Genomic DNA, 22,702 nt, shown 5'->3' on the forward strand with positions numbered 1-22,702 from the left:
GATTATTCGCTGTTATCTTTTTGATACCGCATCCATGCAAGGAACGAGGAATGAATGAGGCAAGAGGGCTCGATGCCCTGGATTTGAGGAGCATCTCCGAAGCTGCGGAGCAATACGCGGCGGTCATCTCCCGCGTGCTGCGGGTGGATGTGGAGATTGTGGACCATGCGCTCTGCCGTGTGGCGGGTACGGGACGGTTTGCCCCCCTGGTGGGCAAGCAGATGTCCGCCGCCAGCGGCGTGTACCGCCAGGTGCTCAAGACCGGGCGGCCGCTGGTCATTCGAGAGCCCGGATTCTCAGAGTTTTGCGCCGGATGCCCCAATTGGCAGAGCTGCGACGAGACCTTCGAGATGAGCACGCCCATCCTCTATGGCGGAACCGTGGCCGGTGTCATCGGGTTTGTCTGCTTTACCGAGGAGCAGAAAGAGCACATTCAGCAGAATTTCGAGATATTTTTCGATTTCCTGTCCCAAATGGGGGACATGCTGGCCTCGAAGGTGGCGGAATCCATGGAGTACGAGCGCAGCCGCGCACTGGGCGAACTCCTGGAAAGCGTGGTGGACAAAGTGGCCGAGGGTGTGCTGCTGCTCGCGTCCGACGGCCACGTGGTCCGGTCAAACAAGGCGGCCCAGCAGATTCTGGACTTCACGCTTGAGGAACAGGACTCGCTGGTGGTTCGGCTGGAGCAGGGCGAGACGCGGCTGCTGCAATATACGGAGTACCTGCTTTTTCTGCGCGGCAAGGTCCACGAAGTGGTCGGTCGGGAATATCATCTGCAACACGGTGAGAGCGTCTGCATCTTCATGTTTCGTGATTCGCAGATGATGCACGACGACGCGCTTCGGCTCGCCTCCTCCCACGAGCGGTTGGGGCTGGATGCCATCCTCGGCACCTCGGACGTAATGATCGCCCTCAAGGAGCAGGTGGCCCGGTTTGCGGATTCGTCATCCACCGTGCTGGTTACCGGCGAAAGCGGCACGGGCAAGGAACTGGTGGCCCGCGCCCTGCATGAGGAGGGCAGCCGGAGGGACGGCCCGTTTGTGGCCATCAACTGCGGGGCCATTCCGGAAACCCTGCTGGAAAGCGAACTGTTCGGCTATGTGGGCGGCGCATTCACCGGAGCCAATCCCAAGGGCAAGATGGGCCGGTTCGAGCAGGCGGACGGCGGCACCATCTTTCTGGACGAGATAGGCGACATGCCGCTCCATCTTCAGGCCAAGCTGCTGCGCGTGCTGGAGCAGCGGGAGGTGACTCGGCTCGGCGCCACCGCGCCCCAGTCCATCAATGTCCGGCTGGTATCGGCCACCAACCGGAACCTTGATGAGATGGTCTACAACGGCATTTTCCGGGAGGACCTCTTCTACCGATTGAACGTCATTCCGATCCACATCCCCCCATTGCGCGAGCGGCCGCGGGACATTCATTTGTTGTCCCGCGTATTTCTGGAGCGGAGCATGGCCCGGCTGGACAAGGAAATTCTGACCATCAAGGAGAGCTTCTGGTCAGCCGTAGGCGAGTATCCGTGGCCCGGAAATGTGCGCGAGTTGCAGAATTCCATTGAATACGTGGCCAACGTGGTGGACTCGCCCGCTGCCATTGCCGCCGACTACCTGCCGCGCAAGGTTCGGTCCGGCGTATCGGAGCCGGAGTTTGCGGACTATAATCTGGAGAATATGGAGAGCAAACTCATCCAACAGGCGCTGCGGGCCTTCGGCGAGGAGTCCGGCACCAAGGCGGCCAAGGAACTGGCTGCCGAAAAGCTCGGCATAGGCATCGCCACCCTGTATCGCAAGATCAAGAAATACGGCTTGGAGTAGATCGGTCCATCACGCCGGAAACGGTATGATGGGAAGAAATTGAGAGCCGCCGGAAAAAGGTCTTTGATCCTTTTCCCGGCGGTTTTGCCTGTTTGACTATTTCCAGATTTCGTCGGCGATTTCCTTGATGAAGCGGACCTTGGCCCACTGCTGTTCCTCGCTGAGGGTGTTGCCCTCTTCGGTAGAGGAGAAGCCGCACTGCGGGCTGAGGCAGAGCTGATTGATGGGCAAAATAGCGGCGGCTTCGGCAATGCGCGCCTTGACCGCGTTCTTGTCCTCCATCTCCCCGGTCTTGGAAGTCACCAGACCGAGTACCACCTGCTGGTCCTTGATGTGGCGCAAGGGGGCGAAGTCGCCGGAGCGGTCCGAATCGTATTCCAGGAAGAAACCGTCCAGCCGCGCATTGGCAAAGAGGATGGGAGCCACGGGATCGTACCCGCCGCTGGAAAACCAGGTGGAGCGGTAGTTGCCTCGGCAGATGTGCATGGTGATGACCATGTCTTCGGGGCGGCCTTCTATGACCTGATTGATGATGGCCACATACAGCTCGGCCAGTTTGTCCGGGTCGATGCCGCGCTTGGCGAACGCCTCGCGCTCGGAGGTGGAGCAGAGCGCGCCCCAGCTGGTGTCGTCCAGTTGCAGGTAGCGGCAGCCTGCCTTGTAAAATGCGGCAATGGCGTTACGGTAGGCCTTCACGATATCTTCGATGAAGGATTCTTCGTTGGGATAGAAATCAGGCAGTTCGAATTCCTGATTGCGCACGGTGAGGACGAAGTGGAGCATCGCCGGTGACGGGATGGTCATTTTGGCCACATGGTCGCCCGCGCATTGCTGCAAAAAGGCGAAGTGGGAAAGCATGGGGTGCTCGCCGAATTTGATCCTGGACTTGAGTTCCACGCTCTCCGCCCGGGTATGCACACCGTTGAAGGTGAAGCCATTGTCGGTGACCTTCATTTCCAGGCCGTCCAGCCCGGCCATGAAATCCAGGTGCCACCAGCTGCGGCGAAACTCTCCGTCCGTAACAGCCGAAAGTCCGTTTTGTTTTTCCTTTTCCACCAGGTCGGCGATGGCCTCGTCTTCCACGTTACGCAACTCGCCAGCGGAGAGGCTTCCTTCCTTGAATTGCCGCCGCGCCGTCTTTACGGATTCCGGGCGCAGAAAACTGCCGACGACATCAGCCCGAAACGGCGGTCTGGTGCGGATCTTCGCATTATCAAATACGTTACTCATGCTATTTTTCTCCTGTGATTATGGCAAATATAAGTATATCTGGAAATATTGATATTGTTTGTCCCGGAATCTGTCAACTGGGAAATGGCGTTCTCCGGGGACATATATTTTGAAGAGTTACGTAGCATAAGAAAGCGCCGCCGCACGTTTTCGTGCGGCGGCGCTTTGTAGTGCTTCAGGATGATCCGAACTAGCTGTGGCAGGGCGGGATGGGTTGGCGGGTGGGGCGGGGCACGAACTTTCCCTGTCCTTTTCTGGCCGTAACCACGCCGTTTTCAAAGACCACTTCGCCGCCCAGTATGGTCATGTGGGGGGAGCCGGTGAAGGTCATGCCTTCGAACACGCTGTAGTCGATGGCCTGGAGGTGGGTCTTGGCCGAGACCGTGTGCTCCTTGTTTGGGTCCCAGATGACGATATCGGCGTCCGAGCCGGGGGCGACAAGGCCTTTTTGCGGGTGGATGTTGAATATTTTTGCCGCGTTGGCAGAGGTGGCGGCCACGAACTGTTCCGGGGTCAGCCGTCCCTTGCGCACGCCCTCGCTCCAGAGGATGCGCATCCGGTCCTCTATGCCCGGCGCACCGTTGGGAATCTTGGTGAAATCGTCCAGGTGCGCGTTGCGCTGGGCCTGGGTGAAGGTGCAGTTGTCGCTGCCGGTGACCATGATGTGGCCGTTGGTGAATCCCTGCCAGAGTGCCTCGATGTGGTCCTCGGACCGGTAGGGAGGGCTCATGACATAACGGGCCGCGATGGACGGGTCTTCATTGAAGTACACGGAGTCGTCCAGCAACAGATGCCCGCAGAGGCTCTCGGCGTAAACTTCCTGGCCCGATTCCCGTGCCTCTATCACGGCGCGCAGGGCTTCCTTGCAGCTCATGTGCACGATGTAGATGGGGGCACCGGCGACGCGGGCCAGGGCAATGGCGTGGCGAGTGGCCTCGCCTTCGGCCAGGGGCGGCCGGGAGAGGACGTGCCCCTTGGGTTGGGTGATCCCCTTTTCAAGCAGCTTGCGCTGCATGTAGGTGATTATCTCGTCGTTTTCCGCGTGCACGGTGCACAGGCCGCCCAGCTCGCGAACCAGGGAGAAGCTGTTCAGCAGCTTTTCCGGTTCCAGCATCAGGCTGCCGCGATAGGTCGTGAAGTGCTTGAACGAGTTGACACCCCGCTCCTCGGCCAGGATGCGCATTTCGCGCGCGGCTTCCTTGTCGAACCGGGTGACGGTGACGTGGAAGGAGTAGTTGACCGTGGATTTGGCCGCCCACTCCATGCAGCGGTCGTAGGCCTCGATGAAGGGCATCCCGTCCTTGGGGTTGGCAAAGTCGATGACCATGGTGGTGCCGCCCGAGAGCGCGGCGCGGCCGCCGTTGTCGAAACCGTCCGCCGTGCGGATGCAGCCGGTGGGCATTTCGAGATGGGTGTGGGGATCAAGTCCGCCGGGCATGACCAGCAGGCCGTCCGCCTGGATGATTTTACAGTCGTTTGGTGCCTTCAGGTCGGTGCCGACTGCCTTGATGACGCCGTCTTCGATGAGGACATCGGCCTTTTCCGACTTGTCCGCATTGACGACGGTGCCGTTTTTGATGAGCAGGTTCATGTGCGTTGCCTCACTTGCTTATTCCGGCTGCACGCCGCGCCGTCGGAACCATTCGCTGATGACGATGATCAGCATGTTGAAGAGTACGATGAGCATGGCCAGGGCGTTCAGGGTTGGCGAGAGGTGGAACCGGAAGTCCGATGCCACCAGGACCGACAAAGGCTGCGCCCGGCCGCTGGTGAAGTAGGAAACCGTGTATTCGGCGTTGGACAGGACAAACGAGATGAAGGACCCGGCCAGGATGCCGTTTTTCATCAGGGGCAGCGTCACCCGGCGGAAGGTCTGCCAGGGAGTGGCACCCAGGTCGCCCGCCGCCTCTTCCAGCCGCTTGTCCACCCGGAACAGGACCGAGGCGATAATCACGGTGACAAAGGGCAGAATGATCATGGATTGGGAAATCCAGATGGTATACAGCCCCTTGTTCAGCCCGATGTCGTTGAGAAAGGTCACCTGGGCGATGGCGAAGATGAGCTTGGGCACGAAAAAGGGCAGGACCAGCAGGGCGAGGAACAGCATCTTGCCCTTGAACTTGTGCCGGGTGAGGACGATGGCCGCCATGGAGCCGAAGACCGTGGTGATGATGGTCACCGGGAAGGCCACGGAAAAGGTGGTCAGCAGTCCCTTGAAGATGCGTCCGTCATGCAGGATCTGGTTGTACCAGTCCAGGGTGAATCCCGTGAGCGGGAAGGTAATCATGTCCGACGAGTTCAGGGAGAACAGGCCCATGAGCATGATCGGCAGATAGACGAAGCCGTAGACGATGAAGGTGTAGCCGCGCAGGGCGGCCCATCCCGTGGAGTTGCGCATTTATTTGCCCCCCCTGATGCCCCGTCCCCAAGGGGATTTGTAGAACAGATAGACGGCCAGGGAGATGAACAGGGCCATGCTGATGAGCAGGACCCAGGCCAGGGCTGATCCGGTGGGCCAGTCAAAGGCCGCGCCGAACATGTCGTGGATGGCGCTGGTCACGGTCACGCCCGTGGACCCGCCGATGAGCTGCGGGGTCAGGTAGTCGCCGACCACCAGGACGAAGACCATGAGGAACCCGGCGATGAGCCCGGCCCCGGTGAGGGGCAGGATCACCTTGAAAAAGGTGGAAATGTGGCGGCAGCCAAGGTCCATGGCCGCCTCGATGTAGGAGTCGTCCATGGCCTCCAGCGCTGCCCAGAGCGGCAGCACCATGAAGGGCAGGTAGTTGTAGGTCAGCACCACCATGGTGGAAAACGGGCTGAAGAGCAGGACCCAGATGGGTTCCTTTATGATGCCCAGCCACATGAGCAGGGAGTTGAGCACGCCCTCTGCGCCCAGGACCACACGCCAGGCAAAGATGCGGATCAGGTCGCCGGTGTAGAGCGGGATCAGCAGCAGGGTCAGCAGCGGCGCCTTGTACACCTTGACCCGCTTGGCGATGAAGAAGGCGAGCGGATAGGCGATGACCGAGCAGATGGAGGCGATGGCCACACCATAGAGCAGGGCCTTGATGACCAGCCCCCGGTAAGTCTCGTTCTGGAGGACGCGGGCGTAGTTGGCCAGCGTCGGCTCCCGGATGATGGATACGAAGTCCACCTGGAAGAAGCTGTAGCTGAACAGCACGGCCAGCGGTGCCACGCAGAAGATGCCTACGAAGAGCAGGTTGGGACCGGTCAGGCAGAGCAGGGTGAGCCGCCGGACCAGATCGATGCGCTTCATGCTCATAGCGCGCTGCCTCCCTCGGGCGGGGTGCCGTGGACCACGCGCAGCCTGTGCTGGGGGACTGCCAGGGTGAGTTCCGCATCTTGGGCGGTGGGCACGTCGTGGTCCAGGCGGGCGATCAGCTTTTGTCCCGCGACCATGACCTCGACCATCTTGACGCTGCCCTGAAAGACGACGTGGGAGACCGTGGCCTTGAAAACGAGCATCCCGGATTCGGGTTCGTTGACGGGCTGGATGTCCTCGGCCCGGATGCAGAGGCAGGCGGGTTCTCCGGTGGCGACCTTGGGGCTGCATGAGGCCTCGACCACGCCGAGCGGGGTCTCGATGATGGCCCTGCCGGAGTCGACGGTGCCCACGGTGCCGGTCAGCAGGTTTGCGCCGCCGATGAAGTCCGCCACATAGGCGTTCACCGGGGCGTGGTAGATTTCCTCGGGCGAGGCAGCCTGTTCGATGTGCCCGCCATTCATAACGATGATGACGTCGCTTAAGGCAAAGGCCTCTTCCTGGTCGTGGGTCACATAGAGAAAACTCATTTCCAGCCGCTGTTGCAGGTCCTTGAGTTCAACCTGCATGTGGCGGCGCATCTTGAGGTCGAGCGCGCCCAGCGGCTCGTCGAGCAGCAGGAGTTCCGGCTCGTTGACAAAGGCTCGGGCCAGGGCGACGCGCTGTTGCTGTCCGCCGGAAAGCTGGGACGGGTAACGGCCCGCCAGGGGCTCCATTTTGACGGTTTCCAGGGCGTGGGCCACGCGCCGTTTCACTTCGGCGGACGGCAGCTTGCGCAGGTTCAGGCCGAAGGCCACGTTGTCCGCCACCTTGAGGTGCGGGAACAGGGCGTAGTTCTGAAAAACCGTATTGATGGGCCGCTCGTAGGGCATGACCCCCATCAGGGGCTGGCCCTTGAGCACCAGACTGCCGTCCGTCACGGATTCGAAGCCGCCGATCATGCGCAGGATGGTGGTCTTGCCGCAGCCGGAAGGGCCCAGAATGGTGACGAAACAGTTATCCGGGATATCGAAATCAACACCGTGCACGGCGCGGAACGATCCGTAGTCCTTGACCAGGCCTCTGGCCTCCAGCAGTGCGCTGGAGGCCGAGGCCGATGTGACGTTGTTGGGCATTGTCTAGCTTGCCTTCACTTCGTTCCAGATGCGGACCCATTTGCCGTAGTCGGAGGGATTCTCCTTCCAGACAAAGTTGTCCATGACGCTCAGGTCCTTGATGAAGATGCGGTCTTGCTCCGCCTCGGTCAGCTTGGCGCGGGCGGTGGAGGTGCTGATGGCGTAGGGGCCATCCAGGGCCAGCTTGTAGCCGTAGTCCGGGCCGAGGACGTAGTTGATCAGCTCATGGGCGGCGGCAGCGCCTTCCGGGCTGGCATCCTTGGGAATGGCGCAGGTGTCGCACCAGCCGATGACGCCTTCCTTGGGCTTGGCCATGCCCATCTTGATGCCCTTGGCGAGCAGGTCGTAATAGGGCGGGACCCAGGAGAAGGCGCAGACGACCTCGCCGGAGGCGAAGAGGTTGGTCAGGTCGGCGATGGAGTTCCAGTAGGTGCGCAGCAGCTTCTTCTGGGCGATGCAGGCCTTTTTGCACTCTGCCAGTTCCTTGTCATCCATCTTGAAGATGCGGTTGCGGTCGATGCCGACGTACATGGCGGCGATGGCGATGCCCTCCAGGGCGTAGTCGCGCATGGCCAGGCGGCCCTTGTACTTGCCGCCTTCGAAAAGGGTGGACCAGTCCGGCTCCTTGTCCATCAGGTCGGCGCGGTAGACGATGGGGTTGATGCCCCAGTAGAACGGCATTCCGTATACCTTGCCGTCCTTCTTGCCCAGCGGAGTATTCATGAACGGAGCGTATCGTTTGGCGGCGTTGGGAATTTTGGAAAGATCGAGCGGCTGCAACAGGTCCGCTGCTTGATAGAGTTCCACCTTGTCGAGACCGGGGGTAATCAGGTCCCAGTCGGAACCGCCGCCCGCGCGGATTTTGGCGAACTGCTCGTCGTCGGAGCCGATGAATCCCTTCTGGACGTCGATGCCGGTCTTCTTGATGAAGTCGCCTATATATTTGTCATAGGCTAGGTTTTCCCAGGTCAGCCAGTGCACTTCTTTGCCGGATGCGGCTTGGGCCAGCCTCGGCAGTCCGCCGAGCATGGCGCCCATGGTCCCCATGGCGGCAACCTTCATGAACTCTCTTCTACGCATGGTCACTCCTTTTTGGTAAAGCCCTTCAGGCGGGTACAGTTGTTGGGGACAAAACAGCAAATTGCATACCACTCTATTCGAGATTGGCTCATATTTACCAAAAACGTTTATAAAAGTTGTTTTTAAAAACGGAAGAATGGAGTTGTTTACGATAATGTTAAACGCTGTGAACGTGCTGTTGTTGCTGGCTTATCGGTACAGAAAGCAAGCCAACTGTCATGTGAAGCTGTCCCGAATTCAATTTGGAAGGAGAAATGAGGGGGGAGAGCCGTGTTCTTGTCAGATTTAAGACTTTCGTATCATTTTGATAATTCAAAAGGCGTTCATTGAGAGCATGTTATTCTTAACATGCTATTTTACTGATGTTTTGTTGTAATTTTTGATCGTGTTTAATTCAGTATCTTTTTGATACATATCTCGACAAATGTGTCATGTCGTTGTCGAGATTCAATTATTACAGATATATTAGTTGGATAGCGGATGCTTCTCTCCTTTTCCCCGGGCGTTAAGCTGCTTGCGAAGTGGGGGCACAAGAAGCATGATGGGCTTCTCCCGAAGTTCATTTTCCTGTTCGTGTGCCGCCTGAAACCGAGGCTTTCGACCATGTGTTGGGTCGCACAGTGTAGGCGGGCGCAATCCCACATCATTTTCAGTATAGGACGATTACCTTGGTATCCAAACGCAAATCTGCCGACATAGGTCTCTTGATTGCAGGACTTTTCCTCATGGGGCTGGGTGTCTCCTTCTCGGTCAAGGCGGACCTCGGCGTCACGCCCATCTCCAGTGTGCCTTACGTCTACAGCCTTAATTTCCCGTTCACGCTGGGCGAGATGACCATCTTCATGAATGCCTTTTTCGTGGCGATGCAGATGGCCATCCTGCGGAAAAAATATTCATTCATACAGCTGCTCCAGCTTCCTGCCGTCGTTGTTCTGGGACTCTTCATCGATTTCACCTCCGTACTCATTTCCGGGATCAATCCATCCAGCTATGTGGAGCAGATAATCTGGCTTCTGGTCAGCTGCGTCCTGCTCGCTCTGGGTGTGTTTCTCGTGGTCAAGGCGGACCTGACCTTTATCCCGGGCGATGGTCTGATCCTGGTCATAGCCGAGACCTACAAGCGGGATTTCGGCAAAACCAAGATGTGCTTCGACAGCAGCATGGTGGTCATCGGGCTGGTGAGTTCCCTGCTGCTGATGGGCAAGGTGGCCGGTATCCGGGAAGGCACAGTGGTGGCTGCGCTCCTGGTCGGGTACCTTATACGGGTTTACAACAAGGTGCTTAACGCCATCATCAAGAAGTCCGAAGGGCGCAGGCAGGGTGCTCCCGCAGCCGAGGCTCCGCAGGCAGGCTACGGCGCATTCCCCATCATCACCATCTCGCGTGAGTACGGCAGCGGGGGGCACTCCATCGGCCGGCAGATCGCCCGGGAACTGGGGTATACCTTCTACGATAAGGAGCTCATCGCCCTGACGGCGGAGCAGAGCGGGTTTACCGAGGAATACATCAAGGATCGGGAACAGAAGATATCCAATTCCCTGCTGTATGAGCTCTATGCGCAGAATTATGCCTATGTGAAAGACAAGCTGCCCCCTACTGATCTCCTGTTCCTTATCCAGAGCAAGATTATCCGCGAGGTATGCAGCAAGGGACCATGCGTCATTGTTGGTCGGTGCGCCGATTTCATCCTCAAGGACAACCCGAACTGCTTCAACGTCTTCATCCACGCGAATAATGCATTTCGCAAGGCGAAGATCGTCAACGACTACAAGGCCGGGTCTTCCTTTTCCTCAAAGGAACTGGAGCAGGCGGACCATAACCGGGCCAACTATTGCCTCAATTTCACCGGGCGAAACTGGCGCGATGCGGCCAACTATCATGTAACGTTGGACAGTTCGTTGTTTACCGAACAGGAAGTTGCCGAAAAGCTTATCGGACTGTTCCGGGCCGTTGAGCCTCGTCTGCATGCCCTCACGGCGTAAGATTATTTGTACACTTGCGGACCGCTCTTTCGTGCTTTTGTGGTGGCTTCCCTTGGGGCTTGTCGCAGGAGCCTGAGCGTTGCCGCCTCCGTGGCGCGTTTCGTCTCCAGCGTCACTTCGGTCAGTTTCAGCGCCTCGCCGGAGCAGGTGAGCACGCAGGGCGGGGCCAGTCCGGCGTCTTTCTGATCTAAGCAGAGGTCGCACTTGCGCATGATTTTGTCCTCGCCGATCTGTGGGACGCCGTAGACACAGGCCCGGGCGCAGGCTCCGCAGCCTATGCAAATCGATTCGTCCACCAGGACCCGGCCGTCCTCCGCGCTTTTGGATATGGCCTCCACCGGGCAGGCCTCCAGGCACGCCGGTTCAGCGCAATGCAGGCAGGCCAGCGACAGGGTGCCGCTCTTTACTTCGGGATAGCTGCCGCGCCAGCAGTTGAGCACGCGGCGGAATCGCAGGCCGTATGAGAGGTCCCGCCATTGCTTGCACGCGGTCTCACATCCATGGCACTGGGTGCACTTATCGGGATCGAACAGAATCATGTATTCCGTCATCGCGGCTCTCCTTGGGGAGCTTCCAGCTTTTCCACCTGTACCAGGGTCTGGCTCGCCATGGCCGTTATCAGCGGGTCATAGGCCTTGTCCGGGTCCACGCTGTACAGCAGGTTGACGTTGGCCCCGCCGTCCAGCAGGGGGTAGTCCTTCATGCCCAGCTCCGGGCATCCCTGCCACCAGCCGTGCAGGAGCATGACCGTATCGGGCCGGATGCCGGGATAGTGCTCCGCCCTAACCTTGAGCCAGCCGTATGGCGAGGCCAGCTTGACCCAGTCCCCGTCCGCTATGTCTCTGGCCGATGCTGTGTCGGGGTGGATGTGCAGCGTGGGGTCGCGCTGGATCTCGCGCAGGTTCGGAACGTTACGCTGCCACGACGCGCTGAAGTTCTTGGAGGTGTGGTAGTCCGAGAGAATGAGCGGAAAACGGTCCGTGAGTTCCGGTGTGCCGGTCAGGCTCTCCGGCGGTTCCCGCCATTCGGGCATGGGGGAATATCCGGCCGCTTCAAAGGATGTATTGTAGAGCGCCACTTTTCCTTGCGGCAGGAAGGGGCCGTGGTCCAGCCGGGGGCTTGGTCTGTGGAAAACTTGTTCGTATTTTTCATATTCCACGGGCGGAGGCGGTGGAAAGGTCACTCCGGTGGGCTGTTCCCGTAGCGTCGCCATATCGATACCCAGCGGTTCCAGCTGGTCGTCCATGCTCGCCCCGATGTCTCCCTGCCAGAAGTCCTCGCCGTAGCCCATGGCCTTGCCCAGATCAAGGATGAACTCGAACATGGATTTGTAGGCCCCTTGCGGCTCGATGACCCGGTTGGTGGGCATAAGCCAGCCGGGACCCGTCTGGAAGGGGTGGTCTGTCTCGTAGCCGGTGGCCAGGGGGATGACCACGTCGGCCCAGGGCATATCCACGGTACGGGTGACGTCCGCCACCACGAAGAAGTCCAGTTTTTCCAGTGCGGCCAGAACATTCCGCGTCCCCCGGGTGCTCGCCAGGGGCTGGGTGCCCGGCGCAATGACGCTGCGGATGCGATAAGGGTCACTGGTCAACACGCTTTCCATGACTCGGTAGTAGGCCGAAGTGGGGCCTTCGGTGAACGGCTGGAAGGGCATGGGAAACTCGGGCGCCAGGAGCTTGCCGATGTATTCGGGCGTGTACCGCTCGCGCAGGGCAATGTTGCGCGGCCCTTTCTTGGGTGGGGTGTTCAGGCGGTTGCCGCCGGGCCGGTCCAGGTGGCCGGTGACGGCAATGAGCATGGCCACGGCCCGGATGGCGTCACACGCCGCCGGGGCGTGCTCCAGGCCGTTGCCGACGTCGATGGCGGCCCTGGGACAGGCGGCGTACTCTCGGGCCACCTGCTTTATCTGGGCGGCGGGCACGCCGGTGATGGCCTCGGCCCAGGCCGGGGTGTATTGCCGGACGTGCGCCTTCAGTTCCTTGAAACCGTAGCACCACTGGTCAACAAAGGCGTGGTCCACGAGATCCTCGCCGATGATCACATGGAGCATGGCCAGGGCCAGGGCTGCATCGGTGCCTGGTCGGACCGGCACCCAGGTGTCGGCCAGACCGACATCCGGCTCCATCGAGGGCTTGATGGCGATGAGACGGGCACCCCTCTTCTTGGCGGCCATGAAGGCTCTTGCCACATGGGAGACCGGGCCGGAATAGATGGGCTGGCGGCCCCAGTAGATGATAAGGTCGCTTTTGGCGTAGTCCGGCACGGGCCAGTCCGCCACCGTGTACATGAAGGAAAAGGCGCGTTGCAGGGCGCAGATGCCGCTGTGCCCGTAGTTGGGTGTGCCGTGCGCCACGGCGAGCCGTTGCAGATAGTCGCTGTAGGATCGCTTGGCGGGCGAGAGAATTGCCAGGGACTCCGGGCCGTACGTTGCTTTCTGCTCCAGCAGCTTTTCGGCGATCAGGTCTATGGCCTGATCCCAGCCTATTTTTTCGAATCTGCCTTCGCCTTTTTTCCCGGTGCGGCGCAGGGGGTGCGTCAGGCGCTCCCGGGAGTATACCCACTGTGGTGCGGTGTGTGCCTTGGCGCACAGGGCGCCCCGGTTGGCAGGCGCTTCGTCCATGCCCGCCACCCGGAGGAAGCGGCCGTCCTTGCGGAAGGCGTAGACGCCGCATCCGCCGCCGGGGCCTCCGGGGCCGCACATGCCGCACACGGTGGGGATGACTTCCTCGCCCCTTGCGGCGGCCAATTCACATGCCTGTTTCCATTTCATTATGTACTCTGTCCCGTAAAGATTCTGTTGTGGCTGCGGGAGCGGCTCATTCGTCGGTTTCCGATTCCCGGTCCATCCATTGCCTCATTTCATCCAGGAACCGATAGATAACCGCCCGTTCCTCCGGCGAATAGGCTTCGAGTATGCGCGCCCGCTCCTGGTAAACCCGGATGTGGCACTGCCGGTGCTCGGCGTACAGCCGCTCTCCTTTTTCCGTGAGGCGGAAGTATACTTCCTTCCGGTTTTCCGGTTCCTGGTAGCTCTCGATATATCCTCGGTCCCGCAGGCGTTTCACGATCTTGCTGACGCCGCCTCTGGTCATCTCCAGTTCGTCCGCGACCTTGGTCACGTTGGCGTGGTCGATGGCCCCGATGCGGTCGATGCAGTGGACCTCCGAGAGGCTGACTTCCGCAAAGGATTCCTCGTGCCCGTGCCGAAACGTGTCCGCCTGCTCCAGTATCCTGGTGAACATCCTGATGATCGGCTGCTGGTCGTCCATGTCTCCTCCGGATTGTTTGATTCCGTGGAAACAATATGAAGCATAATGTTTCCATGTCAACAAAATTATCAGGATGTCTTTTCGGCGACGTGGTTGACAATGGTTAGCTTCCTAACTAAATAATAGGGCATGTTCTTCTTAAAGGAATTTCCCGACACCGAGATGGTGGACAGGGTCAGGACCCTGCTTCCCGATGTTGATACCACGGGGATGCAGGTCTTTATCCGGCTGCTGGCCCTGGGCAGTGAATGCCTGTCCCAATTGGACCGGGCGCTGGCCGAGTTCGACCTCAGCCACGGCCGCTGGATTGTGCTCATGCTGTTGCGGCGCAGGAAGGTCTGGGAGGCCCGGCCTTCGGAACTGGCGCGGGAGCAGGGCATTACCAAGGCCTCCATGTCGGGGCTGACGCAACGGTTGGAGCGGCAGGGGCTCATCACGCGCAAGGGTGATGAGCAGGACAAGCGCGGCACCGTGCTCGTGCTGACCGACCAGGGAGCGGCCCTGATAGAACGGGTGCTGCCCCGGCTGGCCCAGCTGATGGAACAGACCTTGTCCCCGCTGGCCGGGAATGAGAGAATGGAGCTCAGGTTGTTGCTCGAAAAACTGTTTCCCCTTGGCGGGAACGCGGAGGGCGGGCCTGCCGACGCGGAAAACGGAAAGCCAAAAAAGAAAGGCGGTGCGGAATGCGCAAGCTTCTCATAATAGTTCTGGTCTTGGTCCTGCTCGGTGGCGGAGGCTACTGGGCGTACCGGACTTTTTGCAGTGAATGTGCGGACTCCGGTCCGCTGGTACTCTATGGCAACGTGGATATCCGGCAGGTCAACCTCGCCTTCAAGGACAATGAGCGGATCAAGGATGTCTTTGTCGAGGAAGGCGATGAAGTGGAAAAGGGCCAGATGCTGGCTCAATTGGAGACTGATCGTTTGAAGGCGGAGCTGGAAGCCGCCAAGGCGGGCATGGAGGCCCAGAAGTTTGTCGTCACCGCCCTGGAAAACGGGTCCAGGCCCGAGGAAATCCAGCAGGCGCGCGCCGAGGAAAAGCAGGCCCTGGCCGAGCAGCGGTTGACCGAGCGGACCTACAAGCGGCAGCAACGGCTGCTCAAGAGCGGGGCCAATGCGCAGCAGGACCTGGACGACGCACGTGCCCAGTACGAAGTGGCCGCAGCCAAGTTTCATGTGGCGGTGCAGAACCGTATTCTGGTGGAAAAGGGCGCCCGCTGGGAGGATATCGCCTCCGCCCGGGCCTCGTTGCGCAAGCTGGAAGCGGATGTGGATACCCTCAAGGTCCGGTTGGCCGAAAGCTCCCTCTATGCGCCCAAGAAGGCCGTGGTGCGCAGCCGCAACCTGGAGCCGGGCGACATCGCCTCGCCGCAGCGGCCGGTCTTCACCCTCGGCATTATGGACCCCAAGTGGGTCCGGGCCTATGTGCCGGAGGACAAGCTCGGCCTCATCAAGCCCGGCACGCGCGGCTATGCCGTGGCCGACTCCTGGCCCGACAAGCATTTCGACGGATGGGTGGGGTTCATCTCCTCCACTGCGGAGTTTACGCCGCGCTCGGTGGAAAGCCCTGAACTCCGGACCTCGCTGGTATACGAGGTCCGGCTGAACGTGCATGACCCGGACAACGAACTCCGCCTTGGTATGCCCGTCACTGTGCATTTCGATACCCCTGCCGGTTCCGGCACGACAGCCCCCAAGGGAGGGGAGTAGGCCGATATGGCGTCAGGCAACGGCTCCCCGGCCATGGAGGTCGGTGATCTGCACAAGTCCTTTGCCCGTGGCAAGGGGCGTGTCCAGGCCCTGCAAGGGGTGTCCTTCCGGCTGGAACCCGGCAGCGTCAATGCGTTGCTCGGTCCGGACGGCGCGGGCAAGACCACACTCATTCGGTTGGCGGCCGGCGTCATGGCCCCGGACGAGGGCAGCGTCACGGTGCTGGGCATGGATTCCGTGCGCGACGCGCGGGACATTCAGGCCGCCATCGGCTACATGCCCCAGCGTTTTGGCCTGTACGAGGACCTGACCGTGCAGGAGAACCTGGACCTCTACGCCGACCTGCAAGGTGTGGGGCGCGAGGAGCGGAACAAGCGTTACGACGCCCTGATGGAGATGACCAATCTGGCACCGTTTACCAAGCGGCTGGCCGGGCGGCTCTCCGGCGGCATGAAGCAGAAACTCGGTCTGGCCTGTTCCCTGCTCAAGACACCGCGCTTTCTCCTCCTTGACGAACCCACCGTGGGAGTGGACCCGCTCTCCCGGCGCGAACTGTGGTCCATCATTGATACGCTGGTAGGGCAGGAGAACATCACCGTGCTGGTGAGTACCGCCTACCTGGACGAGGCGTCCCGCTGCGACAGTGTCTTCATTTTGCTGGACGGTGAGCTGATCGGCCAGGGCAAGCCGGAATCCTTTGTGGAGCAGGCACGTGGCCGGTCCTGGCTGGTGACGCCCGGGGATGTGCCGCGCATGGCCCAGAGCCGTATCTTCGGTAAGTCCGGGATTGCCGACGCCACCCTGCAATCCGGGCAGGTCCGCGTGGTGACCAAGGAACAGGAGCCGCCCGAAACATTGTTCAAGGAGGCCGGGGCAACCGGATTTGAGGCTGTGGAACCGGTGTTCGAGGATGGCTTTATGCTGCTTCTCAACCGGGACGCCGAGGCCGAGGATTCGTCCCTGACGGTTTCCGACCGGCACGAGGGCGACGATACGGTCATCAAGGTGACCGGGCTGGAGCGGCGGTTCGGCGACTTCTTCGCGGTCAAGGGACTGGAATTTTCCGTGCGGCGTGGCGAAATATACGGCCTGCTCGGCCCCAACGGCGCAGGCAAGTCCACCACCTTCCGTATGCTCTGCGGCCTGTTGCCAGCCACCGGCGGCACCCTGGAGGTCGCGGGGCAGAACCTGCGCCGGGCAGCGGCCAAGGCGCGGAAGAACCTGGGCTACATGGCCCAGAAATTCTCTCTGTACGGCCAGCTCTCGGTCCGTGAGAATCTCGATTTTTTCAGCAAGGTCTACGGATTGTCCGGCGAACAACGCAAGGAGCGGGTCCGCTGGGCCCTGGACGAGCTGGACCTGGCGGGACAGGCGGACACCACGTCCGGCGAACTGCCGTTCGGGTTCCGGCAGCGGCTCTCCCTGGCCTGCGCCCTGATGCACGAGCCGGATATCCTGTTTCTGGATGAACCGACCTCGGGCGTGGACCCGCTGGCGCGGCGGCAGTTCTGGTCGCGCATCAATTCCCTTGCCGAGCAGGGCGTGACCGTGGTGGTCACCACCCACTTCATGGAGGAGGCCGAGTACTGCGACCGCATGTTGATAATGATGTCCGGTGAACTGCTGGCCGAGGGCACGCCGGATGAAATCCGCGAACATGCCGGAACCGGTGACGGCGCGACCATTGAAGACGCGTTCATCAAACTGGTGGAATCCCACCGGGCCAGGGACAAGGAGGCGTAGCCGTGCAAAAGCAGCTTGATTTCATCCGGTTGCGAGCCCTGCTGGTCAAGGAGTGGCTCCAGATCATCCGGGACCCGTCCAGCATCGCCCTGGCCTTTGTCATCCCCATCGTCATGCTACTGCTCTTCGGCTACGGCATCAGCCTGGACCCCAAGGAACTGCCCATTGCCTTTGTCATGGACAAGGCGGACCCCACCGGCGCGGACCTGCTGGCCAAATTCTCCCATTCCCAATATTTCAAACCCATCCCGCTGGTGTCCTTTGCCGAGGCCCGCAAGCTGCTGCTGAACCGCAAGGTGGATGCGGTCATCCGTCTGCAATCCGATTTCACCCGCCGCCTGCGCACCGGCGGGCAGGCCCCGGTGCAGCTCATCGTCAATGGTGTGGATTCCAACCGCGCCTTCCAGATCGTCGGCTATGTTTCCATGACCTGGCAGAAGTGGCTGGCCGAGGTTTCGGCCAAGCTGCCCTTGCCGGACAATCTGGTCCAGATCGGGCTGGTGGATGTGGAGCAGCGCATCTGGTTCAACGAGGCGATCCGCAGCGAAAACTTTCTGGTGCCCGGCCTCATGGCCATCATCATGACCCTCATCGGCACCCTGCTGACCGCCATGGTCATGGCCCGGGAGTGGGAGCGGGGGACCATGGAGGCTCTGCTGGTCACGCCGGTCAGCCGGTTGGAGATCGTACTCGGCAAGCTCATTCCCTATTTCTTCCTCGGCATGGGCGGTCTGGTCCTGTGTATTGTCATGGCCGTGTTCCTGTTCCACGTTCCGTTTCGGGGGTCGCTGCTTGTACTTTTGAGTCTGGGCGGAGTGTTCATGGTCGGCGCGTTGGGGCTGGGGCTGTTCATCTCGTCCACGGCCAAGAACCAGTTCGTGGCCGGGCAGATAGCCCTGCTGGCCGCGTTCCTGCCGTCCTTCTTCCTGTCCGGGTTCATCTTCGAGCTGTCCAGCACGCCGATGTTCATTCAGATATTGTCCTACGTGGTTCCGGCCAATTATTTCGTCTACATTGTCCAGACGTTGTTCCTTGCGGGCAACGTCGCGTCGGTCCTGCTGCCCAATCTGGCGGGCATGGCGATCCTGGCCGTGGTGTTCATGACGCTGGCCTTCAAGAAAACCCGCAAGAGCCTGGAGTAGGGCCATGGAAACCCTCCGCCGCATCATCGCCCTGATAATCAAGGAGTTCCTGACCCTGCTCAAGGACCCCAAGAGCCGGACTGTGGTCATCGGACCGCCGATCATCCAGCTGATACTCTTCGGCTATGCCGCCACCTTCGACCTGACGAACATTCCCTATGCCTTCGAGGATCAGAGCCATACCGTGGAATCGCGGGAGCTGCTCTCCCGGCTTTCCGGCTCCCCCTACTTCAAGCTCCTCGGCGAGGTGCGTGGCGAGGACGCCATCCGGGACCTTCTCGACAGCCGCAAAGCACGGCTCGTTATCCGCATCGGCCAGACCTTTGCCCGGGACCTCGCATCGGGCCGGAACGCCACGGTGCAGGTCCTGCTGGACGGCCGCAATTCCAATACCGCCGGGATTATCGGCAACTATCTGACCAACATCATTACCACATACAATGCCGACAGGCTGGCGCAGGTGGGCCGGGCCGGGCCGTCGGTCATGCTTCCGCGCGTCTATTACAACGAGAACATCCTCAGCCGACAGTTCTTCGTGCCCGGCATCGTGGGCGTCATCGCCATGGTGGTGACGTTGCTGGTCACCGCCCTGTCCGTTGCGCGGGAGCGCGAGCACGGCACCTTCGACCAATTGCTGGTCACGCCGCTTTCGCCCATCGGCATCCTCATCGGCAAGGCCACGCCCGGAATGGTCATCGGCATGTTGGAGTCCACCCTGATAATGCTTGCGGCGGTCTACTGGTTCGAGGTGCCGCTCAGGGGCGGGCTTGGCCTGTTGTACCTCGGTCTGTTCTTCTTCATCTTCGCTTCAGTGGGAGTGGGGCTGATGATCTCCTCCCTCAGCGTGACCATGCAGCAGGCACTGCTCGGCTCCTTCCTGTTCCTGATGCCGTCCGTCCTGCTCTCCGGCTTTGCCACGCCCATCGCCAACATGACGAACTTCGTGCAGTGGATCACCTGTGTCAATCCGCTGCGCTACGTCCTGGTCCTGATTCGCGGCGTGTTCATCGAGGACGCCCCGACACAGGTGCTGCTCATGCAGATATGGCCCCTGGTTCTCATTGGTCTGGGCTGCATGGCCCTGGCCGTGGTCATGTTCCGCAACCGGATTTACTGATCCCGGACAAAAAGGGAGCGGCAGCCTTTGGCCGTCGCTCCCCGCATGAATCGTCTGTTTGCTCCGGTCTAGCTGCCGCCGATGAGCGCTCCGGCCGCAAAGACCAGCGCTCCGCCCAGCACGACCTGGAAGGAGGCTCGCCAGAAGGGAGTGTTCATGTACTTGTTCTGAATCCAGGCGATGGTCCACAGCTCCGAAAAGACGAGGACAAAGGCGATGATGGTCGCGGTCCAGAAGTTGGGGATGAGATAGGGCAGGGCGTGTCCCAGCCCGCCGAGGGTGGTCATGATGCCTGCCGCCAGTCCGCGCTTGAAGGGGCTGCCTCGGCCCGAAAGCTCGCCGTCGTCCGATGCCGCCTCGGTAAAGCCCATGGAGATGCCCGCGCCCATACTGGCCGCCAGACCGACCAGAAAGGTGGTGTGCGTGTTCTGGGTGGCGAAGGCCGTGGCGAAAATGGGGGCCAGGGTCGAGACCGAGCCGTCCATGAGTCCGGCCAGCCCGGGCTGCACCCAGGTCAGGATGAACTGGCGGTGCGCCTCGTGGTCCTCCTCGTTCCGTTCTTTGGTGGTCAGGTACTTGGCGTCCATACTGTCCACTATCTGGCCATGCTTGGATTCCACCGTGGCCAGATCGCCCAGTAACCGGCGGACATCAGCGTCCGAGGTGCGGTCCGCGGCCTTGCGGTAGAAGTTCTCGGCCTGCCGTTCCATGGCCTGCGCCTCGTTGCGGATGCGCTCCAGGCCCAAGTTGCTCACCAGCCAGACCGGGTTGCGCGCATAGTAACCAGAGACGTGCTCGCGCCGGATAAGCGGGATGGTGTTGCCGAAGCGGCGCTGGTGCATGTCGATGAGGCTGCGCCTGTGCCCGTCCTCCTCTTCCGCCATTTCTCTGAAAATCTTGGCCGTGGCCGGATAGTCGGCCTGGAGCATATCCGCATATTGCAGATAGATGCGGGCGTCGTCCTCTTCGTTGGATATGGCCAGAGCCAGAATCTCCTGTTCCGAGAGGTCGGAGAATCGGCGTCTTCCATTGTTGAAACCGGGTATCATGCAATGCCTCCGGTTGATTGTTGTTACTGTGTTGTCATGGTCATCGGACGACGACCACCGGGATGGCGAGGCTGTGGCGGACCGGGGAAACGGTCTCGCCAAAGAGCAGGTCGCCTATCAGGCGGTGTCCGTGCGAACCCATCACCAGCATGTCCACGCCGTGGGTTTCCACAAAATTGACCAGTTCCCGGGACGGGTCGCCATGGGGCAGAGCCGTCTCCACCGGCACTCCGGCGGCGCGCACTTCGTTGGCGATCTCTTCCAGATACCTTTCGTCATCCCGGGCGTGTTCGTCATAGACGTCGCTGTCGTAGACCTGGGCCGGGGCGGAATCAACAACGTGGACCAGGGTGAGCAGCGCGCCTTCCGCACGGGCCAGGGCCATGGCCCGGCCGATGACCGTGGCGTCGCCCGGTTCCCGCCCGAGGGCGGCCGCGATGTGCTTGGTGGGCGGGACCGCAATGGCGGCGATGACGCCTGAGGCCCCTGCCTCTGATGAAGATTCGTTCTTCCATCCGCTCTGCTTTCGGAACAGGGGATGGATCAAAATGTAGAGCAGGAAGAGACCGGTCAGAACGGCGATGCCAACGGCCAGCATGGAGACGAATTCCGGTGTGCCGCCGTCCAGCCATTCACCCAGCTGATCCAGGACCAACTTGCCGTTGAGCACGATGATGACGGCGGAGGTCAGCCAAGCCAGCGCCTTGACCCAGAGCCGGTTGGCAAAGGCCCCCATCTTGATCTTGTCGTTGGTGAAGTGGACCAGTGGGACCACGGCAAAGGGGAGTTGCAGGGAGAGGATGACCTGACTGAGAATGAGCAACTGGTAAGTTCCCTTGTCCCCGGAGACGGCGATGACCACCACGGCGGGAATCAGGGCGATGGACCGTGTGATGAGTCGCCGGAGCACCGGGCGCAGCCGGATCTTCACAAACCCTTCCATGACGATCTGGCCCGCCAGGGTGCCGGTCAAGGTGGAACTCTGCCCGGCGGCCAGCAGGGCGAGGCCGAAGGCGATGGGCGCTATCTGCGAGCCGAGTAGCTGTTCCAGCATCTGGTCCGCCTGCTGGATTTCGGTGACCACCATTCCGTTGCGGTAGAAGACTGCGGCCGCCAGGATGAGGATGGCGGCATTGACGAAAAAGGCGGCGTTGAGCGCCATGACCGAGTCGAGCAGGTTGAACCGGCAGGCCTGCGCCTTGGAATCCACCAGCCGGGAGACCTTGCGGGTCTGGACCAGGGAGGAGTGGAGGTACAGGTTGTGCGGCATGACCGTTGCGCCGATGATGCCGAGAATGATGTAGACCGATCCCTCCGGGACGGTGGGCGTGAGCCCGGCCACGGCCGCGCCCCAGTCCGGCTTGGCCAGGAAGAGATTGACGATGAAGCCGCCCGCAATGACCGTAATCAGGGAGAGGATGAACGCTTCCATCTTGCGGATGCCCAGCTTCTGGATGGCCAGCAGGAGGAAGGTGTCGAAAAGGGTGACCAGCGCGCCCCAGAGCAGGGGCAGGCCAAAGAGCAGGTTCAGGCCGAGGATGGTGCCCAGCACTTCGGCCAGATCGCAGGCCGCGATGGCGATTTCGCAGAATATCCAGAGCACGAAGTTGGCGGCCTTGGAGTATTCCGCCCGGCAGGCCTGGGCCAGGTCCTTGCCGGTGACGATGCCGAGCCGCGCGGAAAGGGTCTGGAGCAGCACGGCCATGGCGTTGGACATGAGGATGACCCAGATCAGGGCATAGCCGAAGCGGGAGCCGCCCTCCAGGTCCGTGGCCCAGTTGCCTGGGTCCATGTAGCCTACACTGACCAGGTAGGCGGGACCGGCAAAGGCGAAGATGCGTTTCAGGAGGCTCGGCTGTTGGGTGTTGACGCTGCCGTGCACCTCTCCCAGGGATTTGTTCGCTTCCGGTTTCGCGTGTTCGGGGGCTGTCGATGTGCTTTCGGTCATGGGGCGGCGAATTGTTTTTGGGTTCCTTATGATGCGGCGGAGGACGTAGCCTTGGTTGGGACTATATGCCTGCCGCTTCCGATTGGCAATTTGCGTTCTGCCGGGTCGTTTCCATTGGCAGAAGCAATGCGAACCGTTCGGCGGCGCGGCAAGAAAAAGGCCGCAACAGGTGTGGAACCCGTTGCGGCGCAATAGATTGTAATGTGACGGAA

Annotated in this window: 18 protein-coding genes; 7 read left to right on the forward strand and 11 right to left on the reverse strand. The window is 60.8% G+C overall.

Features of this window, described 5'->3' with window-relative positions:
• Positions 1-50 precede the first annotated feature (50 nt).
• Positions 51-1,817, forward strand: coding sequence for a sigma 54-interacting transcriptional regulator (locus ACI0FG_RS02950; protein WP_419787065.1), 1,767 nt, complete (start codon positions 51-53; stop codon positions 1,815-1,817).
• Positions 1,818-1,913: 96 nt separating this feature from the next.
• Here the strand turns inward: ACI0FG_RS02950 and ACI0FG_RS02955 are convergent, their stop codons facing one another.
• The 6 genes from ACI0FG_RS02955 to ACI0FG_RS02980 all read right to left on the reverse strand — a co-directional run bounded on the left by ACI0FG_RS02955 (position 1,914) and on the right by ACI0FG_RS02980 (position 8,528).
• Complete coding sequence (locus ACI0FG_RS02955; RefSeq protein ID WP_419787066.1) at positions 1,914-3,047, reverse strand: 5-methyltetrahydropteroyltriglutamate--homocysteine S-methyltransferase; 1,134 nt, start codon at positions 3,045-3,047, stop codon at positions 1,914-1,916.
• Between the two features lie 190 nt (positions 3,048-3,237).
• Complete coding sequence (gene hydA / locus ACI0FG_RS02960; RefSeq protein WP_419787067.1) at positions 3,238-4,638, reverse strand: dihydropyrimidinase; 1,401 nt, start codon at positions 4,636-4,638, stop codon at positions 3,238-3,240.
• A gap of 18 nt (positions 4,639-4,656) precedes the next feature.
• Positions 4,657-5,445 (reverse strand): ABC transporter permease, encoded by a 789-nt coding sequence (locus ACI0FG_RS02965; RefSeq protein WP_419787068.1) that lies wholly within the window; start codon positions 5,443-5,445, stop codon positions 4,657-4,659.
• The gene (locus tag ACI0FG_RS02970) at positions 5,446-6,333 is read right to left on the reverse strand and encodes an ABC transporter permease (RefSeq protein WP_419787069.1); all 888 of its coding nucleotides are present in this window, start codon (positions 6,331-6,333) and stop codon (positions 5,446-5,448) included. It lies immediately after the preceding gene.
• Complete coding sequence (locus ACI0FG_RS02975; RefSeq protein WP_419787070.1) at positions 6,330-7,448, reverse strand: ABC transporter ATP-binding protein; 1,119 nt, start codon at positions 7,446-7,448, stop codon at positions 6,330-6,332. The genes ACI0FG_RS02970 and ACI0FG_RS02975 overlap by 4 nt, the downstream gene beginning before the upstream one ends.
• A 3-nt stretch (positions 7,449-7,451) precedes the next feature.
• On the reverse strand, positions 7,452-8,528 hold the full coding sequence (locus ACI0FG_RS02980) for an ABC transporter substrate-binding protein (RefSeq protein ID WP_419787071.1): 1,077 nt from the start codon (positions 8,526-8,528) through the stop codon (positions 7,452-7,454).
• Positions 8,529-9,196: 668 nt separating this feature from the next.
• Here ACI0FG_RS02980 and ACI0FG_RS02985 point away from each other — a divergent pair.
• Entirely contained in the window at positions 9,197-10,510 is a 1,314-nt protein-coding gene (locus ACI0FG_RS02985; protein ID WP_419787072.1) for a DUF6198 family protein, read from the forward strand.
• A 2-nt stretch (positions 10,511-10,512) separates the two neighbouring features.
• Here the strand turns inward: ACI0FG_RS02985 and ACI0FG_RS02990 are convergent, their stop codons facing one another.
• Genes ACI0FG_RS02990 through ACI0FG_RS03000 form a run of 3 tightly spaced genes read right to left on the reverse strand, consistent with a single transcriptional unit; the run spans position 10,513 to position 13,782 of the window.
• Complete coding sequence (locus tag ACI0FG_RS02990) at positions 10,513-11,061, reverse strand: 4Fe-4S dicluster domain-containing protein (RefSeq protein WP_419787073.1); 549 nt, start codon at positions 11,059-11,061, stop codon at positions 10,513-10,515.
• Positions 11,058-13,283 carry a molybdopterin-containing oxidoreductase family protein gene (locus ACI0FG_RS02995; protein ID WP_419787074.1) on the reverse strand — a complete coding sequence of 742 codons (2,226 nt, stop codon included), beginning with the start codon at positions 13,281-13,283 and terminating at the stop codon, positions 11,058-11,060. Before ACI0FG_RS02995 ends, ACI0FG_RS02990 begins: the two co-directional genes overlap by 4 nt.
• Before the next feature lie 46 nt (positions 13,284-13,329).
• Positions 13,330-13,782: a MarR family winged helix-turn-helix transcriptional regulator gene (locus ACI0FG_RS03000; protein WP_419787075.1), complete on the reverse strand. Its 453-nt coding sequence runs from the start codon at positions 13,780-13,782 to the stop codon at positions 13,330-13,332.
• A 129-nt stretch (positions 13,783-13,911) separates the two neighbouring features.
• On the opposite strand from ACI0FG_RS03000, the gene ACI0FG_RS03005 reads away from it, so the two are divergent.
• Genes ACI0FG_RS03005 through ACI0FG_RS03025 form a run of 5 tightly spaced genes read left to right on the forward strand, consistent with a single transcriptional unit; the run spans position 13,912 to position 19,493 of the window.
• Positions 13,912-14,484 carry a MarR family winged helix-turn-helix transcriptional regulator gene (locus ACI0FG_RS03005; RefSeq protein WP_419787076.1) on the forward strand — a complete coding sequence of 191 codons (573 nt, stop codon included), beginning with the start codon at positions 13,912-13,914 and terminating at the stop codon, positions 14,482-14,484.
• Positions 14,466-15,491, forward strand: coding sequence for an efflux RND transporter periplasmic adaptor subunit (locus ACI0FG_RS03010; protein WP_419787077.1), 1,026 nt, complete (start codon positions 14,466-14,468; stop codon positions 15,489-15,491). The genes ACI0FG_RS03005 and ACI0FG_RS03010 overlap by 19 nt, the downstream gene beginning before the upstream one ends.
• A gap of 6 nt (positions 15,492-15,497) precedes the next feature.
• Positions 15,498-17,234 carry an ATP-binding cassette domain-containing protein gene (locus ACI0FG_RS03015; protein ID WP_419787078.1) on the forward strand — a complete coding sequence of 579 codons (1,737 nt, stop codon included), beginning with the start codon at positions 15,498-15,500 and terminating at the stop codon, positions 17,232-17,234.
• A 2-nt stretch (positions 17,235-17,236) separates the two neighbouring features.
• Positions 17,237-18,376: an ABC transporter permease gene (locus tag ACI0FG_RS03020; RefSeq protein WP_419787079.1), complete on the forward strand. Its 1,140-nt coding sequence runs from the start codon at positions 17,237-17,239 to the stop codon at positions 18,374-18,376.
• 4 nt (positions 18,377-18,380) lie between these two features.
• Positions 18,381-19,493: an ABC transporter permease gene (locus ACI0FG_RS03025; RefSeq protein WP_419787080.1), complete on the forward strand. Its 1,113-nt coding sequence runs from the start codon at positions 18,381-18,383 to the stop codon at positions 19,491-19,493.
• 68 nt (positions 19,494-19,561) lie between these two features.
• Here ACI0FG_RS03025 and mbfA read toward each other — a convergent pair whose 3' ends face one another.
• Positions 19,562-20,542 carry an iron exporter MbfA gene (gene mbfA, locus ACI0FG_RS03030; protein ID WP_419787081.1) on the reverse strand — a complete coding sequence of 327 codons (981 nt, stop codon included), beginning with the start codon at positions 20,540-20,542 and terminating at the stop codon, positions 19,562-19,564.
• 40 nt (positions 20,543-20,582) lie between these two features.
• The gene (locus ACI0FG_RS03035) at positions 20,583-22,490 is read right to left on the reverse strand and encodes an Nramp family divalent metal transporter (protein WP_419787082.1); all 1,908 of its coding nucleotides are present in this window, start codon (positions 22,488-22,490) and stop codon (positions 20,583-20,585) included.
• Positions 22,491-22,702 lie beyond the last annotated feature (212 nt).

The organism is Pseudodesulfovibrio sp. 7M6 (genome assembly GCF_050058625.1).
Lineage (GTDB): Bacteria > Desulfobacterota > Desulfovibrionia > Desulfovibrionales > Desulfovibrionaceae > Pseudodesulfovibrio > Pseudodesulfovibrio salinus.